Source organism: uncultured Capnocytophaga sp. (assembly GCF_937936315.1).
Lineage (GTDB): Bacteria > Bacteroidota > Bacteroidia > Flavobacteriales > Flavobacteriaceae > Capnocytophaga.
This window is the reverse complement of sequence record NZ_CALGWU010000054.1, coordinates 19420-36023: the sequence shown is the minus strand read 5'-3', so window position 1 is coordinate 36023 and position 16604 is coordinate 19420. Positions and strand designations below refer to the sequence as shown.

9 protein-coding genes and 2 pseudogenes are annotated in these 16604 nt (G+C 42.4%); all 11 read left to right on the top strand.

The features are described 5' to 3' along the window. The first annotated feature begins 144 nt into the window (after window positions 1-144). The 11 genes and pseudogenes from Q0162_RS09725 (at window position 145) to Q0162_RS09675 (ending at window position 16581) form a co-directional block, all read left to right on the top strand. Window positions 145-3288 carry a TonB-dependent receptor gene (locus Q0162_RS09725; protein WP_297891116.1) on the top strand — a complete coding sequence of 1048 codons (3144 nt, stop codon included), beginning with the start codon at window positions 145-147 and terminating at the stop codon, window positions 3286-3288. Between the two features lie 30 nt (window positions 3289-3318). Next, window positions 3319-4992 (top strand): RagB/SusD family nutrient uptake outer membrane protein, encoded by a 1674-nt coding sequence (locus Q0162_RS09720; RefSeq protein WP_297891115.1) that lies wholly within the window; start codon window positions 3319-3321, stop codon window positions 4990-4992. Further along, entirely contained in the window at window positions 4979-6361 is a 1383-nt protein-coding gene (locus Q0162_RS09715) for a DUF4960 domain-containing protein (RefSeq protein WP_297891114.1), read from the top strand. Before Q0162_RS09720 ends, Q0162_RS09715 begins: the two co-directional genes overlap by 14 nt. 14 nt (window positions 6362-6375) lie before the next feature. Then, window positions 6376-7833 carry a glycoside hydrolase domain-containing protein gene (locus tag Q0162_RS09710; protein ID WP_367272173.1) on the top strand — a complete coding sequence of 486 codons (1458 nt, stop codon included), beginning with the start codon at window positions 6376-6378 and terminating at the stop codon, window positions 7831-7833. Window positions 7834-8405: 572 nt separating this feature from the next. After that, window positions 8406-8633, top strand: a pseudogene (locus Q0162_RS09705) (IS1595 family transposase); the annotation flags it as partial. A gap of 91 nt (window positions 8634-8724) precedes the next feature. After that, window positions 8725-9003 carry a SemiSWEET family transporter gene (locus Q0162_RS09700; RefSeq protein ID WP_002666358.1) on the top strand — a complete coding sequence of 93 codons (279 nt, stop codon included), beginning with the start codon at window positions 8725-8727 and terminating at the stop codon, window positions 9001-9003. A 178-nt stretch (window positions 9004-9181) separates the two neighbouring features. Then, a pseudogene (locus Q0162_RS09695) lies at window positions 9182-9409 on the top strand (IS1595 family transposase); the annotation flags it as partial. A 22-nt stretch (window positions 9410-9431) separates the two neighbouring features. Next, window positions 9432-11639 carry a GH32 C-terminal domain-containing protein gene (locus Q0162_RS09690; RefSeq protein WP_297891112.1) on the top strand — a complete coding sequence of 736 codons (2208 nt, stop codon included), beginning with the start codon at window positions 9432-9434 and terminating at the stop codon, window positions 11637-11639. Window position 11640: 1 nt separating this feature from the next. Beyond that, the gene (locus Q0162_RS09685) at window positions 11641-12795 is read left to right on the top strand and encodes an MFS transporter (RefSeq protein ID WP_297891111.1); all 1155 of its coding nucleotides are present in this window, start codon (window positions 11641-11643) and stop codon (window positions 12793-12795) included. Window positions 12796-12989: 194 nt separating this feature from the next. Then, on the top strand, window positions 12990-13868 hold the full coding sequence (locus tag Q0162_RS09680; RefSeq protein WP_095899129.1) for a carbohydrate kinase: 879 nt from the start codon (window positions 12990-12992) through the stop codon (window positions 13866-13868). Between the two features lies 1 nt (window position 13869). Next, window positions 13870-16581 (top strand): substrate-binding domain-containing protein, encoded by a 2712-nt coding sequence (locus tag Q0162_RS09675; protein ID WP_297891110.1) that lies wholly within the window; start codon window positions 13870-13872, stop codon window positions 16579-16581. Window positions 16582-16604 lie beyond the last annotated feature (23 nt).

Below are 16604 nucleotides of genomic sequence, written 5' to 3'. Positions count from 1 at the left end.
TTTATAGTATTTTAGTTTGTTGTGTATACTACTTACTATCAAAAAATAGCTACAAATTTGTTAGTAATTGACCAGTTTTTGATAGTGTTCTGCTTTCTTTTGTTCTACCTTTGCCACCGAAAATTAATCGCAAAAAACACCAATATGATGAGTAGAAAAATAAACAAACGCATTTTACTATCGCTTTTGCTTTGTAACTTTTCGGGCGCTCTTTTCGCTCAAGAGGTAAAAGGAGTGGTAAAAGCAAAAGCCGATAATAGCCCTATGATGGGGGTAACGGTGATGGTGAAAAACAAAACAGTAGGCGCTTCTACTGATTTTGACGGGAATTACACCCTTCATCCCGTCGCTGCCACTGATAGTTTGGTCTTTTCATATATAGGCTACAAAACCCAAACAGTAGCTGTGAAAGGGCGCAAGAATATAAGTATAACTTTAGAAGAAGAGGTTACAGCCTTAGAAGGAATTACCGTTTCTGTGGGGTATCGTACTGAACGCAAAACAGATCTTACAGGGGCAGTTTCGGTAGTAAAAGTAAACGAAATGATGTCTACCGCCGAAAATAACCCTATGAAAGCCCTTCAAGGTCGTGTAGCAGGTATGCAAGTAACCGATAATGGAGGCCCTGCAGGTAAGGCAACTATTCGCATTCGTGGTATCGGTACGCTCAATAACAATGACCCTCTTTATATTATTGATGGGGTACCTACCCAAGGCGGTATGCACGAGCTAAACTCTAACGATATAGAGAGCATACAAGTATTGCGCGATGCTTCGGCTGCCAGTATCTATGGGTCGCGTGCAGCCAATGGGGTTATCGTTATTACCACTAAAAAAGGTAAGAAAGGTGTGCTGAAAGTAGATTTTGATCATTATACTACCATATCGATGTTCCACTCACGTATGAAAATGCTCAATGCTAACGAGTACGCACAAGTACTTTGGAAAGCAGCTGTTAATAGAGGAGGGAACCCTAACCAAAATCCTCTTGGTATTCATTATGATTATACCACAGATGCCAATGGACATAGTACTCTCAACAATTTGTACTATCCACGAGAGTATTTTGATAAAACAGGCAGCCCTATGTTGCCTTCTAATACCGATTGGTTTAAGGAAATCACCCGTATGGGAGTAACCGAATCGTACAACCTATCAGTAACTAATGGTACTGAAAAAGGTAACTACTTCCTTTCTTTGGGCTACTACAACAATGATGGTTTGGTGAAAAATACAGACTTCTCTCGTCTTTCGGCTCGTATCAATACCGATTACAAGCTCTTTGGCGATGTGGTAACTATAGGCGAAAACTTCACTGTAAACCGCACTAGTGAGGTAGAACAACCTCATCAAATCACCGAATCGGCAATGATAGCGGTGCCTTTCATTCCTGTGCGCACTACCGATGGCAAGCACTGGGGCGGACCTGTAAACGGATTGCCCGACCGTCAGAACCCTGCGCGCCTTGTAGCCGATAATAAGGATAATCGCTATAACTACTGGCGTATGTTTGGTAATGCTTTTATCAACATTCAGCCTATCAAAGGTTTTAATGTGCGTTCTAACTTTGGTATAGACTATGGTAATTTCTACAAACGCGTACTTAACCGTTCGTATATTTCAGGATTTATGGAAGAAGGTAAAGAAAGAACTTTCTCTCAACTCGAGCAAGCTCACTGGACTAAATGGAACTGGGCAAACACAGCTACTTACGACTTCGAACTTGGCAAGAGTCGTTTTGAAACCTTAGCAGGTATGGAAATGTTCTCGCAAGAAGACCTCAATTTTGCTATCAAGGGTAATAATCTCGCTATAGAAACACCTGAATATATGTGGCCTACATTGGCAACAGGAGGTGTGAGTGGTAGCGGTTCTTCTACTGGATATAAGTTGCTCTCTTTCTTCGGAAAAATCAACTATGCTTTTGATAATAAATACCTAGCTTCTGTAACCCTCCGCCGCGATGGCTCTTCACGTTTTGCTAAAGATAATCGTTGGGGTACTTTCCCTGCGTTCAACTTAGGTTGGCGCCTTTCTCAAGAATCTTTTATGGAGAAAACTCGCAATATAGTATCTGAACTTAAGTTGCGCTTTGGTTGGGGACAAAATGGTAACCAAGATATCAATAACTACGCTATTTATGACATCTTCGACCCTTACTATGGGGTAACCGGCGACTTCATTTGGAACGGTATCTGGAAAACCTCTTACGATATTGAAGGTAAAGGCTCTGGGCAATTAGCTTCAGGATTCCGCCGTACACGCCTCGGTAACAAAAACCTCAAATGGGAAACCACTACTCAAACGAACTTCGGTCTTGACTTCGGTTTCTTCAATAATAGTCTATATGGCTCTGCTGAATATTATATTAAAAACACTAAAGACATCTTGGTAGAACCTCCTTACGCAGGTATCAAAGGCGAAGGAGCTTACCAATGGGTAAATGGAGCTGCGGTAGAGAACAAAGGTTTAGAAGTATCAGTGGGCTATCGCAATGAAACTAAAGCCGGACTTAAATATGACATCAACGCCAATATAGCAGCCAACAGAAATAAGATTACCGAACTTCCTACTTCTGTAATCAACTCTTACGGGGGCAATGGTAAATGGGATAATGGCTTAGGTCGCCCTATAGGTTCTAATGCCTTCTATGGCTATGTAGCCGATGGTATCTTCAAAACTCAAGAAGAGGTGAATCAGCACCCTACACAGAATGGTAAAGGTATCGGTCGTATTCGTTACCGCGATTTGAACAACGATGGTGTAGTAAATGAAGACGACCGCACTTGGATAGGCAATCCACAACCTGATTTTATCTATGGTCTTAACTTCTATTTAGAGTACAAAAACTTTGATTTTACAGTCTTCTTCCAAGGAGTACATAATGTAGATGTAGTCTCTAACGTAAAACGCCACACCGATTTTTGGAGTGTACAAGATACCTATGGAAACAAAGGTCGCCGTTTGCTCGATGCTTTCGACCCCGTTACCAACCCTGATTCTGATATTCCAAGTGTATCAAGCGTAGACGACAACAACGAAGGACGTATGTCTACTTACTATGTGGAAAACGGATCATACCTCAAACTCCGCAATGTACAATTAGGTTATACTTTGCCTAAGGAACTATCCGAAAGAGTAAAACTAAGCAAGTTGCGCTTGTATGTAAGCGGACAAAATCTCCTTACAATCAAGAGCAAGTCATTTACTGGTAAAGACCCTGAAAACCCTAATTATGGCTACCCTATTCCTCTTACTTTCACAATGGGGCTTAATGCTAGCTTTTAGTACTAATACCTAAATCTAAATAATTAACAAATGAAAAAGATAATATATACCACCGCGATATGTGCAGCACTCTTTACAACAAGCTGCAGTTTTTTAGACGATAATCCTCAAGGGATTATGAGCGATAAAGAGGCTATATCTAAAGCTGATGAGCTCGCTATCGCTGCCTATGCCTCTTTAGGTAATGACCATTATGATTCACCTTTTAGCCTTTGGATTTACGGCAATGTGCGTGCCGATGATGCTTACAAAGGCGGACAAGACGTGAGCGACATTCAGGTGTTCCATTTCTACGAAACAGCTCAAAATATCGACCCTACTTATGCCGAGCCCGATAAGTTTTGGTTTATGTGCTACCAAGCCATTTCACGTACCAATACCGCACTGAAAGCCTTACAACAAGCATCAGATGCCGAAGTGCCTAACCGCCAATCACGTATAGGAGAAATGTACTTCTTACGTGGACACTTCTACTTCCAGCTAAAAATAATCTTTGGACATATTCCGTTTGTAGATGAAAATACAGCTGATAGTGCTTACGAAACCACCCCTAACACCTTGTCTAACGATGAGCAGTGGCAAAAAATAGCTGCTGATTTTAAGAAAGCATACGACCTATTGCCTGCCACTCAAGCCCAAAAAGGAAGAGCTACCAAAAGTGCAGCAGCAGCTTACCTTGCTAAAACTTACTTGTACAAAGCCTATCGACAAAGCGAAAACAATAGCGTAACAGGTATTGACAGCCAAGATTTGCAAGAGGTACTCACTTATACCAGCGCTGTGTTAGGCTCTGCCTACGGTTTAGAAGACGACTTTGCCTTCAACTTCCTCCCTGGCAGCTACGAAAATGGTAAAGAATCACTCTTTGCTGTACAATACTCAGTAGATGATGGCACTCAATACGGAAGCCTCAACTGGGGCGATGTACTCTCTGTACCTCAAAAGTTAGGCTGCTGCGACTTCCATAAGCCTAGCCAAAACTTAGTAAATGCCTTCAAAACCGTAAATGGATTGCCCGATTTTGATAACTTCAATAACAACGATTACAACGCTGCTACCGATAAAACCGACCCTCGTTTGTTCCATACAGTAGCACTACCTGGTTTGCCTTATAAGTACAATACAGAATTGATTTACAAAAACGACTGGAATCGCAATAGCAATGTGTACGGCTTCTATGCTTCACTCAAAGAAAACGTAGACCCATCTTGCTCTTGCTTCCGCAATATCAACCCATTCCGTGGTAACTCTAAGAACCGTATCGTGTTGCGCTATGCCGATGTGCTCTTAATGCGTGCCGAAGCCCTTATCGAGCTCAATCGTAGCAACGAAGCTCTTGCACTTATCAACCAAGTGCGCCAACGTGCTAAACAGAGTATGTCAATGATTCCTTATGCCACCAATACCGATATAGCTTTATACCAAGATGGCGTAAACATCACTTGGAATCAAGAAAACGCCCGCAAAGCACTTCGTTGGGAACGCCGTTTAGAGTTCGCAATGGAAGGCAGCCGCTTCTTCGACCTCGTACGTTGGGGTATTGCCGACCAAGTGCTCAACGACTATTTCGCTAAGGAAAAAACACGTCGCCCTGCTATATACAGCAATGCGCACTTCACCAAAAACAAGAATGAGTACATCCCTATTCCACAAAACCAAATAGGGTACGTTAAAGGTATTTACAAACAAAATGCAGGATTCTAATATGAAAACAACAGTATACAAATTCGCCCTTATAGCAGCTATATTCGGCTTGTTCAGCTGCGACGAAAAACACGAAGGCGAACTTATCAACGATAAAGAAGCCAAGATTAACGCTTTCCAAGCCAATGGTATTGACGGGATTATAGACGAACAGAAACAAACCATTACCGTATATGCCCCTTGGTCAGCTTCCCTTAATAGTATGACTACCTCCCTCAGCTTGCCTGAGGGGGCTACCTCAGTGCCTAAAGCTGCCGCTAATGTAGATTTGAGCAGTGGCGCTAAGTACCGCATCTTCAACGGTAACCTATATTGGGACTATACCGTTACAGCTCAGTACCCCAAGATAGAGAACTTTGCTATTGGCAAATACAAAGCCACTATCGACCACAGTACGGGTAAAATTAGTGTAAAATACCCTAAAGGAGAAAGTCTTACCGCGCTAACCCCTACCTTTAGCACTACCCCTAATGCTACCGTAAGCCCTGCTTCCGGAGCTGCCCAAAACTTCACTCAAAGCGTTACCTACACTATGAACTATCGCGGTGAGAGTTTTACCTACAATGTAGAGATTATCCCTACTAACTTTGCAGCGATTGCCTTTGTAGGTACTGCCAACAGTGCTTCGGCTATCGCCAATGAAGATGAGAAAGCAGCTTACGCTTGGCTTGTCGAAAACTACGACACTGCTAAATATATCTCGTTCAGCGACATCAAAGACGGCAAAGTCAATCTCAACAACTACAAAGTGATTTGGTGGCATTACGATGTCGTAGGCACTCACGATATGCCTGCCGATGCTACTAATGACGTAGTGGTGAACAAGATGAAACAGTACTATGCTAATGGAGGCTCATTCCTATTTACCTCTTGGGCAGGACAGTACGCCACTACTTTAGGTATGGTGCTTAGTGGCAAAATGGTAAATAATATGTGGAATGAAGGCAAGAATCCTGAATCCGTAGGAGATGACTGGGGCATTAGTTTCAGAGGAAATGAGTCACACCCGCTCTTCAAAGGATTGAATAAAATCAGTGGTAGAACCGATGCCGCTTATTTGCTATCAAAAGAAGCAAAACGTCGCGACCATAACACTATATGGAATATGAAAGACTTTGGCGATTACGTCGATAATGTGCCTTTATGGAAAACCGAAACCGGAGCCGAACTCCTTGCCAGCTACCATTGGGATAACGAAATGAAGCGTGCCACTATCTACGAGTTCCCTAAACGTGGCAACACAGGGCGCACTCTCTGCATTGGTATCGGTAGTTACGATTGGTATAACGAAGACAATTCCCCTGCCAATACCTACAAAAGCAATATCGAATTGCTTACCGCTAACGCCCTAGAATACTTAGCAAACTAAATAAGATAACAATGATGAAAAAGATATTTCCAATCGCATTGTGCGCCACCGCACTCCTCGCTTGCGATAAAAAAGAATATGTCAGCAATGATCCCAATGCCAATACTCAGGCGCCCACTTGCTACGATGTACAAGACGGGAAAAGCGATTACCATACTTTTTTCCAGCCCCAAAAGGCGTGGGTAGGCGACCCTATGCCGTTCTACAACAATGGCAAGTTCCATATCTTCTACCTCTACGACCAGCGACCAGCGCCCGCAACCTTTCACCCTTGGTATAGCACCACCACTACCGATTTGGTGAACTATACCGATAACGGCGAAGCTATCCCCTGCGGTGCCGATGGTTCACACGAAGACGCCCTCGGTACAGGTGCTATATTCAAGGACGGTAACACCTATTACGCCTTCTACACAGGGCATAATGGCGATTTAGACCCTAAAGAAATCATCTATTGGGCTACTTCTACCGACCTAAAAACGTGGACGAAAGACACCCAACACGCCTTCCGTGCCCCTTGGGGATACGACCGAAACGAGTTCCGCGACCCTATCGTATTCAAAGAAGGAAGCACCTACAAGATGCTCCTAAGTACCCGTGCCGATATAGGAAGCGGTGTTTGGAGAGCTGTAGTAGCTCAATTCACCTCTACCGACTTGAAGAATTGGACGAAAGATGCCTCTAATCCCTTCTTTTATATCGAAAATAGCGAAGACGTATTTATGGTAGAATGCCCCGATGTATTCACACAAGGCAACTATCAATACCTCATCTATTCCAATATCAAAACGCGCCAAGTGCAGTATAAATATCGTGCTATAGGGGCAACCAATTGGACAACCCCCGCACAACCCAATATAGACGATATAGCCTTTTATGCAGGCAAAACCGCTTCCGATGGCACTCATCGCTATATATGGGGCTGGATACCTACCCGCGAAACATATTCCGATAGCGGCGCTTATGGTTGGGGAGGTTCTTTAGCCGTACATCAATTAGTACAAAACTCTGATGGTACCCTAAATGTGAAAATGCCAGCAGCTTTCGATAGCAAACCTGCAGTATCTACTTCCTTGGGTAACGTAGCTTTAGATAATAACACACGCGTTTTCGGTCGCCTCAACAAAGGTTTTAATAAGATAGCAACTAAAATCAAAGCCAATACAGCAACCCAATTCGGACTGATATTCGGTGCTTGCGGAAGCCAATTAGAAACCTATCAAATCAACCTCAATCTCAGCGAAGGAAAGCTACAACTCAATCGCGTTCTAAAAGGAGGAACCACCACTACTATCCAACAAGCAAAACTCCCCATAAGCACATCTAAAGAATACGAGGTAAAAGTAGTACAAGAAGGCTCTGCCGCAGTGGTATATATCAACAACACCACCGCCTTCTCTTTCCGTTCTTACAGAATGAACCAAAACCCTTGGGGCATTTTTGCTAACGGAACAGCCAACTTCCAATTCTAAAAATTGAAGAAATCGCAACGTTTCCTAAAATTCATTGCGAAATTCTTAAGTATAGCTTAAGTGGACTCTAAGTGGTTATTAAGTAGTTACTAAGTGGTGCTAAGCAACAGGAATCGCATTGCGAAAAACGCAAAAACTACCCGTGTAACTCGCATCTTTGCCAAAGTTTTAATTGCTTGTCGTGCTACGACCTTTGGCAAAGTTGATTGCTCTAATAGTCAGTTGCTTTTAGAGTATGTTGTGTAGGGGCGTTTTGCAAACGCCCCTAAAAGAAAAAGCTTTTCGGACACCGTATAATAAATTTCTAAAAACCAAATAAAATAACTACATTTGTCACACCAATAAAATAGAATAAACAAAGCCCCCATCACCTTTTTAGCTTGCCCCCTCTCCTTGGGAGTAGTCTCTGAATACTTGCAAGAGAGTATATGATGAACGAGGAGAGGAACTAAAATAAAAGTATTAAGGTGTAAAAATAATTTCATATATTTACACTCTGAAAATTAATGTATTATGGAATTATTTAAGGAACAAAGCCTCTTAGAGTTTACTGAACGCTTTAAAACAGACTTAGTAATAATGGGGAGAATTTTCCTACATTACATAAGATAATACATCAAGCAAAGTCTTGGATACGAGGTATATATTCTTGGGTATCAGAATTTAACATAGACCGATATTTAGCGGAATACAGTTTTAGAATTAATCGTTCACAAAATAAAGATACTATCTTTAACAAATTAATGAAAAGAATTGTAGAGCGTTCTCCCGTTTTCCAAAGTCAATTAATATGTATCTAAATAGACATATCAAAAAAATTTTCTAATTATTTTTGAGATTTCTTTGCAAAATACGAAAATTATTACTATATTTGCAGAAAACCATGTTATTATGAACGAAAAAAGAAATATCAAGCAAAAAATTAATTTGTTTATAGGTTCCATAGGAGCCTTTATAGGAGTGGCGGTATTTGTAGCCTATATTCCTCAAATTATGGCCAACTTAGAGGGTCACAAAGCACAACCTTGGCAACCTTTGTTTGCAGCGGGGTCTTGTCTTATCTGGGTGGTGTATGGCTGGACAAAAGAGCCTAAGCCAGATTATATTCTCATTATCCCCAATTTGGTAGGGGTAGTTTTAGGATTCTTAACTTTTATTACTTCGCTTTAAAGCTACTTGTATGTTTTTGCTTTGTCCTTACATGCAAAAACGATCACTAATCCCTACTTTGGAATAAATTGAGGTATCAAAATAATTTCATATATTTACACTCTGAAAATTAATGTATTATGGAATTATTTAAGGGACAAAGCCTCTTAGAGTTTACTGAACGCTTTAAAACAGACTTAGTAATAATGGGAAGAATTTTCCTACATTACATAAGGTAATACATCAAGTAAAGTCTTGGATACGAGGTATATATTCTTGGGTATTAGAATTTAATATAGACCGATATTTAGCGGAATACAGTTTTAGAATTAATCGTTCACAAAATAAAGATACTATCTTTAACAAATTAATGAAAAGAATTGTAGAGCGTTCTCCCGTTTCCCAAAGTCAATTAATATGTATCTAAATAGACACCTCAATAAAAGTATATGAATAACAAACTAATAGCAGGATTAGGAGTCTTAACGCTCACTGCCTGCCAGCAAAACACCGATGATATCATCATCGAGGACTTCGAGTCGGGCACTTATGCCAATTGGACGGTAGAAGGCGACGCCTTTGGCGCGACTCCCGCCACGGGTAGCTATACCGGTCAGCAGCCCGTAACAGGCTTTGAAGGAAAGCACCTCGCCAATAGCTTCAACAATGGCGACGACTCTCGCGGAGCCCTTACATCCAAAGAGTTCACCATCGAGCGCGATTACATCAACTTCCTCATAGGAGGAGGCACACACCCCGATACCTATATCGAGCTATTAGTCGAGGGAAAAAGCGTGCTACAAACGCGTTCCCTCTACGAAACCGAAACCCTACAATGGCTCACTTGGGATGTCAAAGCCTATAAAAACAAGAAAGCTACTATCCGCATTGTCGATAACCAACGCGGCGGTTGGGGGCACATCCTTATAGACCAAATCGAACAAAATAACAAACAAAAAAGCATTTTTATGACTGATTACACCCGTACCTTTGAAGCCAAAGACAAGTACTTGCTCATTCCTATCGAAGACCAAGCAGTTGAAAACAAAGTTCAACTCTCGGTAGAAGGTAACCCCGTAGGCGAGCCAATGACCATCCGTATCGCCCAAAACAAAATCGACTACTGGGTGCCTATCGCTATCGAGGCGTACAAAGGCAAAAAAGTAACCCTTACTTTTGCAGTAGCCAAAACTACCGATATAGGCTTAGCCGAAATCAAACAGTCGGCTGAATATAACTTCAATTACAACGAAAAATACCGCCCATCATACCACTTCACCCCCCAATACGGCTGGATGAACGACCCTAACGGAATGGTATACCTCGACGGAGTATTCCACCTCTTCTACCAATACAACCCTTACGGAGCGCGCTGGGGCAATATGCACTGGGGGCACACCGTTTCCAAAGACTTGGTGAATTGGGAATACAAGCCTTTTGTATTAGCCCCTGATAAGTTAGGAGCGATTTTCTCAGGCAGTGCTGTGATTGACCACGATAATACTTCCGGCTTTGGCAAAGGCGCTATGGTGGCTATTTTTACTTCTGCAGGCGACCGCCAAACCCAATCTATCGCTTATAGCCTCGATGGCGGAAAAACCTTCACCAAATACCAAGGCAACCCTGTCCTCACCGATGCCAATATCATCGACTTCCGCGACCCGAAAGTATTCTGGCACGCACCCTCTAAACAATGGGTGATGAGCCTTGCCACTACCCAAACGATTACCTTCTATGGTTCTAAGAACCTCAAAGAATGGACACGCCTCAGTGAGTTTGGCGAAGGTTTAGGCGGACACGGTGGCGTGTGGGAATGCCCCGATCTCTTCCCGCTTACTTATGAAGGAAAAACCAAATGGGTGCTCTTCGTGAGTATCAACCCAGGTGGACCTAACGGCGGAAGTGCTACTCAGTACTTCATCGGTAATTTCGATGGTAAAACCTTCACCCCTGATACTATGAACTATCCCCTTTGGTTAGACTATGGTCGCGATAATTATGCAGGTGTAACTTGGAGCAATGTCCCCGCCACCGATGGTCGTCGCCTCTTCATAGGCTGGATGAGCAACTGGGATTACGCCAATGAAATTCCTACTGAAAACTTCCGTAGTGCGATGACTGTTGCCCGCGCTTTGCGTTTAGCGCATAATGGCGAGCATTTGGTAGTAGCCAGCGAACCTGTAAAAGAGTTAGAGAGCTTGCGTCGTGAACCCCTCTCTTTAGCCGATAAAACTACCTCCGATACGGTAACTTTCGAGAACTTCTTGCCTAACAACCAAGGAGCCTACGAACTAACCTTTACAGTTACCCCTAATGATACCGATAGCTTTAGCTTTGCCCTCGAGAACGCTAAAGGTGAAACAATAAAATACCTATTCGATTGCGCTAACAAAACCCTATCGGTAGACCGCAGCAAGAGCAGTGTAGCCTTCAATGCCAATTTTGCCGAAACGCCTATCAAAGCACCTCTAACAGCTAAGAAGAGTTACACAGTACGTTTGTTGGTAGATAAGGCCTCTACTGAGCTATTTGTAAATAATGGTGAAGTGGTTCAAACCAATACCGTATTCCCTACTGAGGTGTACAATACGCTTCGTTTTAAAACTGAAAAAGGTACGCTAAACCTTAATGATATAACCGTTTATAAATTGAAATAAAATGAAAAATAATTATCTAAAATATTTATTGCCCGTACTCCTATCATTCTTCTGTATGGGCTTTGTAGACCTTGTAGGCGCAGCCTCCAATTTTGTAAAAGATGATTTCGGCTTAACCGAAACCACTGCCAAAGCGCTTCCTGCGATGGTATTCTTTTGGTTTCTGCTTTTCTCAGTGCCCACAGGCGTACTAATGAGCAAAATAGGTCGTCGCAAAACTGTACTCCTCAGCTTGGTGATTACCATCTTAGCGATGGTAGTGCCCTTTATCAGCTACAACTATACCACTATGCTGGTAGCTTTCTCCTTGCTTGGTATTGGTAACACACTGATGCAAGTATCGCTAAACCCGCTAATGTCAGTCATAGTAAAAGGCGACAAACTCGCCAGTTCACTCACTTTTGGTCAGTTTATCAAGGCAATAGCCTCGTTTTCTGCCCCCTTACTGATGAGTTTCTGCTTCGATAAATTCAATGATTGGCGACTCTTCTTCCTGCTCTTTGTAGCTATCTCGGTAGTAACCCTCTTGTGGCTGGGTGCTACCCATATTGAAGAAGAAAAAAACGACGGCAAGAACGCTACCTTTGCCGAGTGTTTTGCACTACTTGCTAACCCTTATGTACTCTTGTGTTTCATTGGTATTATGTGCCACGTGGGGATAGACGTAGGGGTTAATGCCTCAGCGCCCACTATCTTTATGGAGCGTTTAGGGCTTACCACTACCCAAGCCTCTTTTGCCACCAGCTGGTATTTCTTATTCCGTACCATAGGGTGTCTGTCAGGAGCTTATATTCTCACCAAAGTATCTCCTAAGAGTTTCTTTACCCTCAGTGTGCTTTGTATGATAGCCTCAATGGCGATATTGTTCTTTTTCAGTGATAAAACAATGCTCTATATTGCTATTGCTTTAGTAGGTTTTGGTAACTCCAATGTATTCTCAATCATCTTCTCGCAAGCCCTCTTGCAGAATCCTACCAAGAAAAATGAAGTATCAGGCTTAATGATTATGGGACTCTTTGGCGGTACTATCTTCCCTTTTGCAATGGGCTTAGCCTCCGATGCAATGAACGGTTCTCAGATAGGCGCCCTTATTGTCCTCAGCATAGGAGTGGTATATCTATTGCTAATGAGCACCCGACTCAAAGCCAACGCCTAACAATATAGTTGGAAAACTCTGCCTCGTCAGATAGCTCAGATAGTTCAGATAGCTCAGATAGTTCAGAAAATGCTGCTAATACTATGAAATCTCAAAAAGAATTTATAACTTTGTACGCTGAAAAAGAAAATAATTAACAATAATACTCTCGCCTCCTTCTCCCAAGGGGAGGGCAGAGGATAATATACAATACAATGAAAAATACAGTAGTAGGATTGGGAGAAATCCTTTGGGATGTCTTCCCTGAAAGAAAAGTATTAGGCGGTGCGCCCGCTAATTTCGCTTACCACGTGTCGCAATTCGGCTTCAACGGCTATGCTGTGAGTGCCATTGGTGGCGACCTCCTCGGTAAGGAAATACTAAAAAGTTTAGAAGAAAAAGAACTCAACTACATCATCGAAAAAACTGATTTCCCCACAGGAACCGTAAAAGTACAGTTAGACGGTCGTGGGGTGCCTACCTATGAGATTAGCGAAAATGTAGCGTGGGACAATATTCCATTTTCTTCACGTATCGAGAACTTAGCAAAGAACACTAATACCGTGTGTTTTGGGTCGTTAGCGCAGCGCAGTGAAGTATCGCGCGCCACTATCCACAAGTTCTTAGATTTGATGCCTGCCGAGAGTCTGAAAGTATTCGATATCAACCTCCGCTTGAAATACTTCAGCAAAGAGGTAATCGCCGATTCCTTAGATAAAGCAACAGCCCTAAAAATCAACGATGAGGAAATAGTAAAAATTGCCGAAATGTTCAATTTGCAAGGAACTGATGAAGAAGTGTGCAAGCACCTATTGGAGAAATACAACCTCAAATTCCTTATCTTAACACAAGGTACGAGAGGTAGTTATGTGTTCACGCCTAATGAAAAATCGTTCTTAGGGACACCTAAGGTTACCATTGCTGATACGGTAGGTGCAGGCGACTCGTTCACGGCTGCCTTTGTAGCCTCTTACCTCAATGGTCGCAGTATTGCCCAATCACATCAATTGGCGGTGGAAGTGTCGGCTTACGTATGTCAGCAACACGGTGCGATGCCTCGCCTTGCCGATGCTCATTTAGAGTTGTTTAGATAAAATGACTTTTAGAAGGTATCATATACTTTTTTTATACTTCGCTCTCTTTGCTTGCCTCGCTTGCCAAAGGGAGCGAAACCCCCGTTATGTGATAGGGGTGTCGCAGTGCAGTGAAGACCTTTGGCGACAAACGATGAACGAGGAACTCAAACGCGAAGTAGCCCTCTATCAAGCCAATACAGAGGTGCTCATTCGCAGTGTGAAAGACGATACTCCCAAGCAAATCGCCGATATAGAGTGGTTCATAGAGCAAAAGGTAGATGTGCTTGTTGTTTCACCTAATGAGTCGGAAGCCTGTACCCCAGTTATTGAAAAGGCTTACCAGCAAGGTATTCCCGTGATTTTGGTAGATAGGAAAATCGCTACCGAAAGTTATACAGCCTATGTAGGAGCCAATAATTACCAAATAGGCAAAGAAGCAGGGCTTTATGCTATAGGCGTTCTCAAAGGCAAAGGCAATATAGCCGAAGTACGTGGAACCAAAGGCTCTACCTCTGATGCCGAGCGTCATAAAGGCTTTGTAGATGCCCTCAAAAACGCTCCCGAGGTGCAAATAGTAGCCGAAACTTGGGGCAACTTCCTTCAAGCCGATGCCAAAACACAAATGCAACAACTCTTCCAAGAGCACCCTCATATCGACCTTGTATTTGCGATGAACGACCCAATGGCAGCAGGTACTCACGAGGCTGCAATGCAGTTCAATGGCAAAATTCCTTTTATCATAGGAGTAGATGCGCTGCAACAAGTGGGCATACAAAATATAGAAAATAGCGTGCAAGATGCATCGTTTATCTACCCTACAGGAGGTGAAAAGGTAATAGAACTCGCGATGAAAATTCTCCACAAACAGCCTTTTCAGCGCGAGAATATCCTCAATACCACAGTGGTAGATAAGAGTAACGTGCGTATTTTGCAGCTACAAACAGAGCAAATTGCTGAAAAACAAGCTAAGATAGAGAATATCAATAACCAACTGAGTGAGAGCCTTATCCAGCATACAAACCAACGAATGTTGCTCTACCTTTCTATTACAGCTATTGTGCTTATCACCGTTTTCTTACTGATGGCTATTAGGGCTTATCGCGCTAAAAGTAAGACCAATAGCGAACTGAAACGCCAAAAAGAACAGTTGGAAATCATCTCTAAACAATTAGAAGAGGCGACCCAAGCTAAATTGCTTTTCTTTACCAATATCTCTCACGAATTTAAAACTCCCTTGTCACTCATCTTAGGACCTGTGCAAACGCTCTTAGCGCACAATTCTCTCCCCAAAGAAGAACAAGACTTGTTATTCCTCATCAAAAAGAATAGCAACCGACTTTTGCATCTCATTTCCGAAGTAATTGAGTTCCGCAGTTATGAGAATAACAAAATGCAAATGTACTTCACCAAAGGCAATTTGAAGAGCTTCCTCAACGAACTCAATTCTTTTTTCACCGACCCTATCAAGCAAAAGAAACTCAATTTTCAGTTCCTTGCCGAAGATACTTCTTTTGAAATGCCTTTTGATAAGGAAAAAGTAGAGAAAATCTACTTCAACCTGCTTTCCAATGCGCTGAAGTTCACACCTCAAGAAGGACGTATTTCTGTGTCTTTAGAAAAACAAGGAGAATATGCAGCTCTACGTGTGTTCAACAGCGGTTCATATATCCCAAAAGACAAACAAAATGAGGTGTTTGAACACTTCTATAAAATAAATCCCGATAGCGAAGGTTCGGGTATTGGCTTGGCGTTGGTACAAGCCTTAGTAGCCTCACACAATGGTACTATCAGCGTGGAGAGTACAGAAGGCGAGGGGACAACTTTCCTCATTCGCCTGCCTTTCAGCCAAGAACAAGTATCGGCAAAAGCGGTATACGACAGTAATTACATAGAAACTCACCTCGATTTATTGCCTTCATTGCCAGCATCTGCCGAGAAACTCAAATTGCCAACAGCTTCACCTTCAGCTCCTGAAAAACCTACCGTACTGATTGTGGAAGACAACGAGGATATGCGCCAGTTTATTCGCTATATTCTCAGTGATAGCTACAATCTTATAGAAGCCGAAAATGGTGAAGAAGGCTTTGAAGTCGCCAAAAAGCACCTCCCCGATGTAGTGATTAGCGATGTGATGATGCCTAAAACCGATGGTTTTGATTTGTGTCAGTTACTGAAAACCAATGTAGCCACTAACCATATTCCCGTGATTTTGCTTACCGCCTATGCTTTAGACGAACAGAAACAAGTAGGTTTTGAGAGCGGTGCTGATGCTTATATCTCCAAGCCTTTCAACGTAAAACTGCTGAAAACGAGGGTACGCAAACTTATTGAGAACCGCAAGAAGATACGCGAGAGCTTTAGTAATTTCCTCCTAAACGAAACCAAACAAGAGACTTTAGGCAAGGTAGAACAACAATTTATCACCGATTTCACCCAATATGTCGAAAACTCTATCGCTAACCCCGAACTGAATATAGACGAAATCGCCGATGCCTTAGGCTTGTCGCGCTCTAACCTATACCGCAAAATCAAATCCCTCACTGACTATTCGCCTAACGAACTCATTCGCACCATACGAGTAAAATACGCCAAGCAGTTGCTCAACAGCAAAGCCAAGAGCATCTCGGAAGTCGCTTATGAAGTAGGCTTCTCTTCACCATCCTATTTTGCCAAATGCTTTAAAGATTTTTACAACGAAAGTCCAACAGAGTACTTAGAACGAATTAGGTAATAACTTTTTGCATCAAAAAATAA

Excerpts from the sequence above, each read along its gene's own strand:
- Q0162_RS09725 (WP_297891116.1), top strand. The coding sequence starts at position 145 with ATGATGAGTAGAAAAATAAACAAACGCATTTTACTATCGCTTTTGCTT.
- Q0162_RS09720 (WP_297891115.1), top strand. The coding sequence starts at position 3,319 with ATGAAAAAGATAATATATACCACCGCGATATGTGCAGCACTCTTTACA.
- Q0162_RS09715 (WP_297891114.1), top strand. The coding sequence starts at position 4,979 with ATGCAGGATTCTAATATGAAAACAACAGTATACAAATTCGCCCTTATA.
- Q0162_RS09710 (WP_367272173.1), top strand. The coding sequence starts at position 6,376 with ATGAAAAAGATATTTCCAATCGCATTGTGCGCCACCGCACTCCTCGCT.
- Q0162_RS09700 (WP_002666358.1), top strand. The coding sequence starts at position 8,725 with ATGAACGAAAAAAGAAATATCAAGCAAAAAATTAATTTGTTTATAGGT.
- Q0162_RS09690 (WP_297891112.1), top strand. The coding sequence starts at position 9,432 with ATGAATAACAAACTAATAGCAGGATTAGGAGTCTTAACGCTCACTGCC.
- Q0162_RS09685 (WP_297891111.1), top strand. The coding sequence starts at position 11,641 with ATGAAAAATAATTATCTAAAATATTTATTGCCCGTACTCCTATCATTC.
- Q0162_RS09680 (WP_095899129.1), top strand. The coding sequence starts at position 12,990 with ATGAAAAATACAGTAGTAGGATTGGGAGAAATCCTTTGGGATGTCTTC.
- Q0162_RS09675 (WP_297891110.1), top strand. The coding sequence starts at position 13,870 with ATGACTTTTAGAAGGTATCATATACTTTTTTTATACTTCGCTCTCTTT.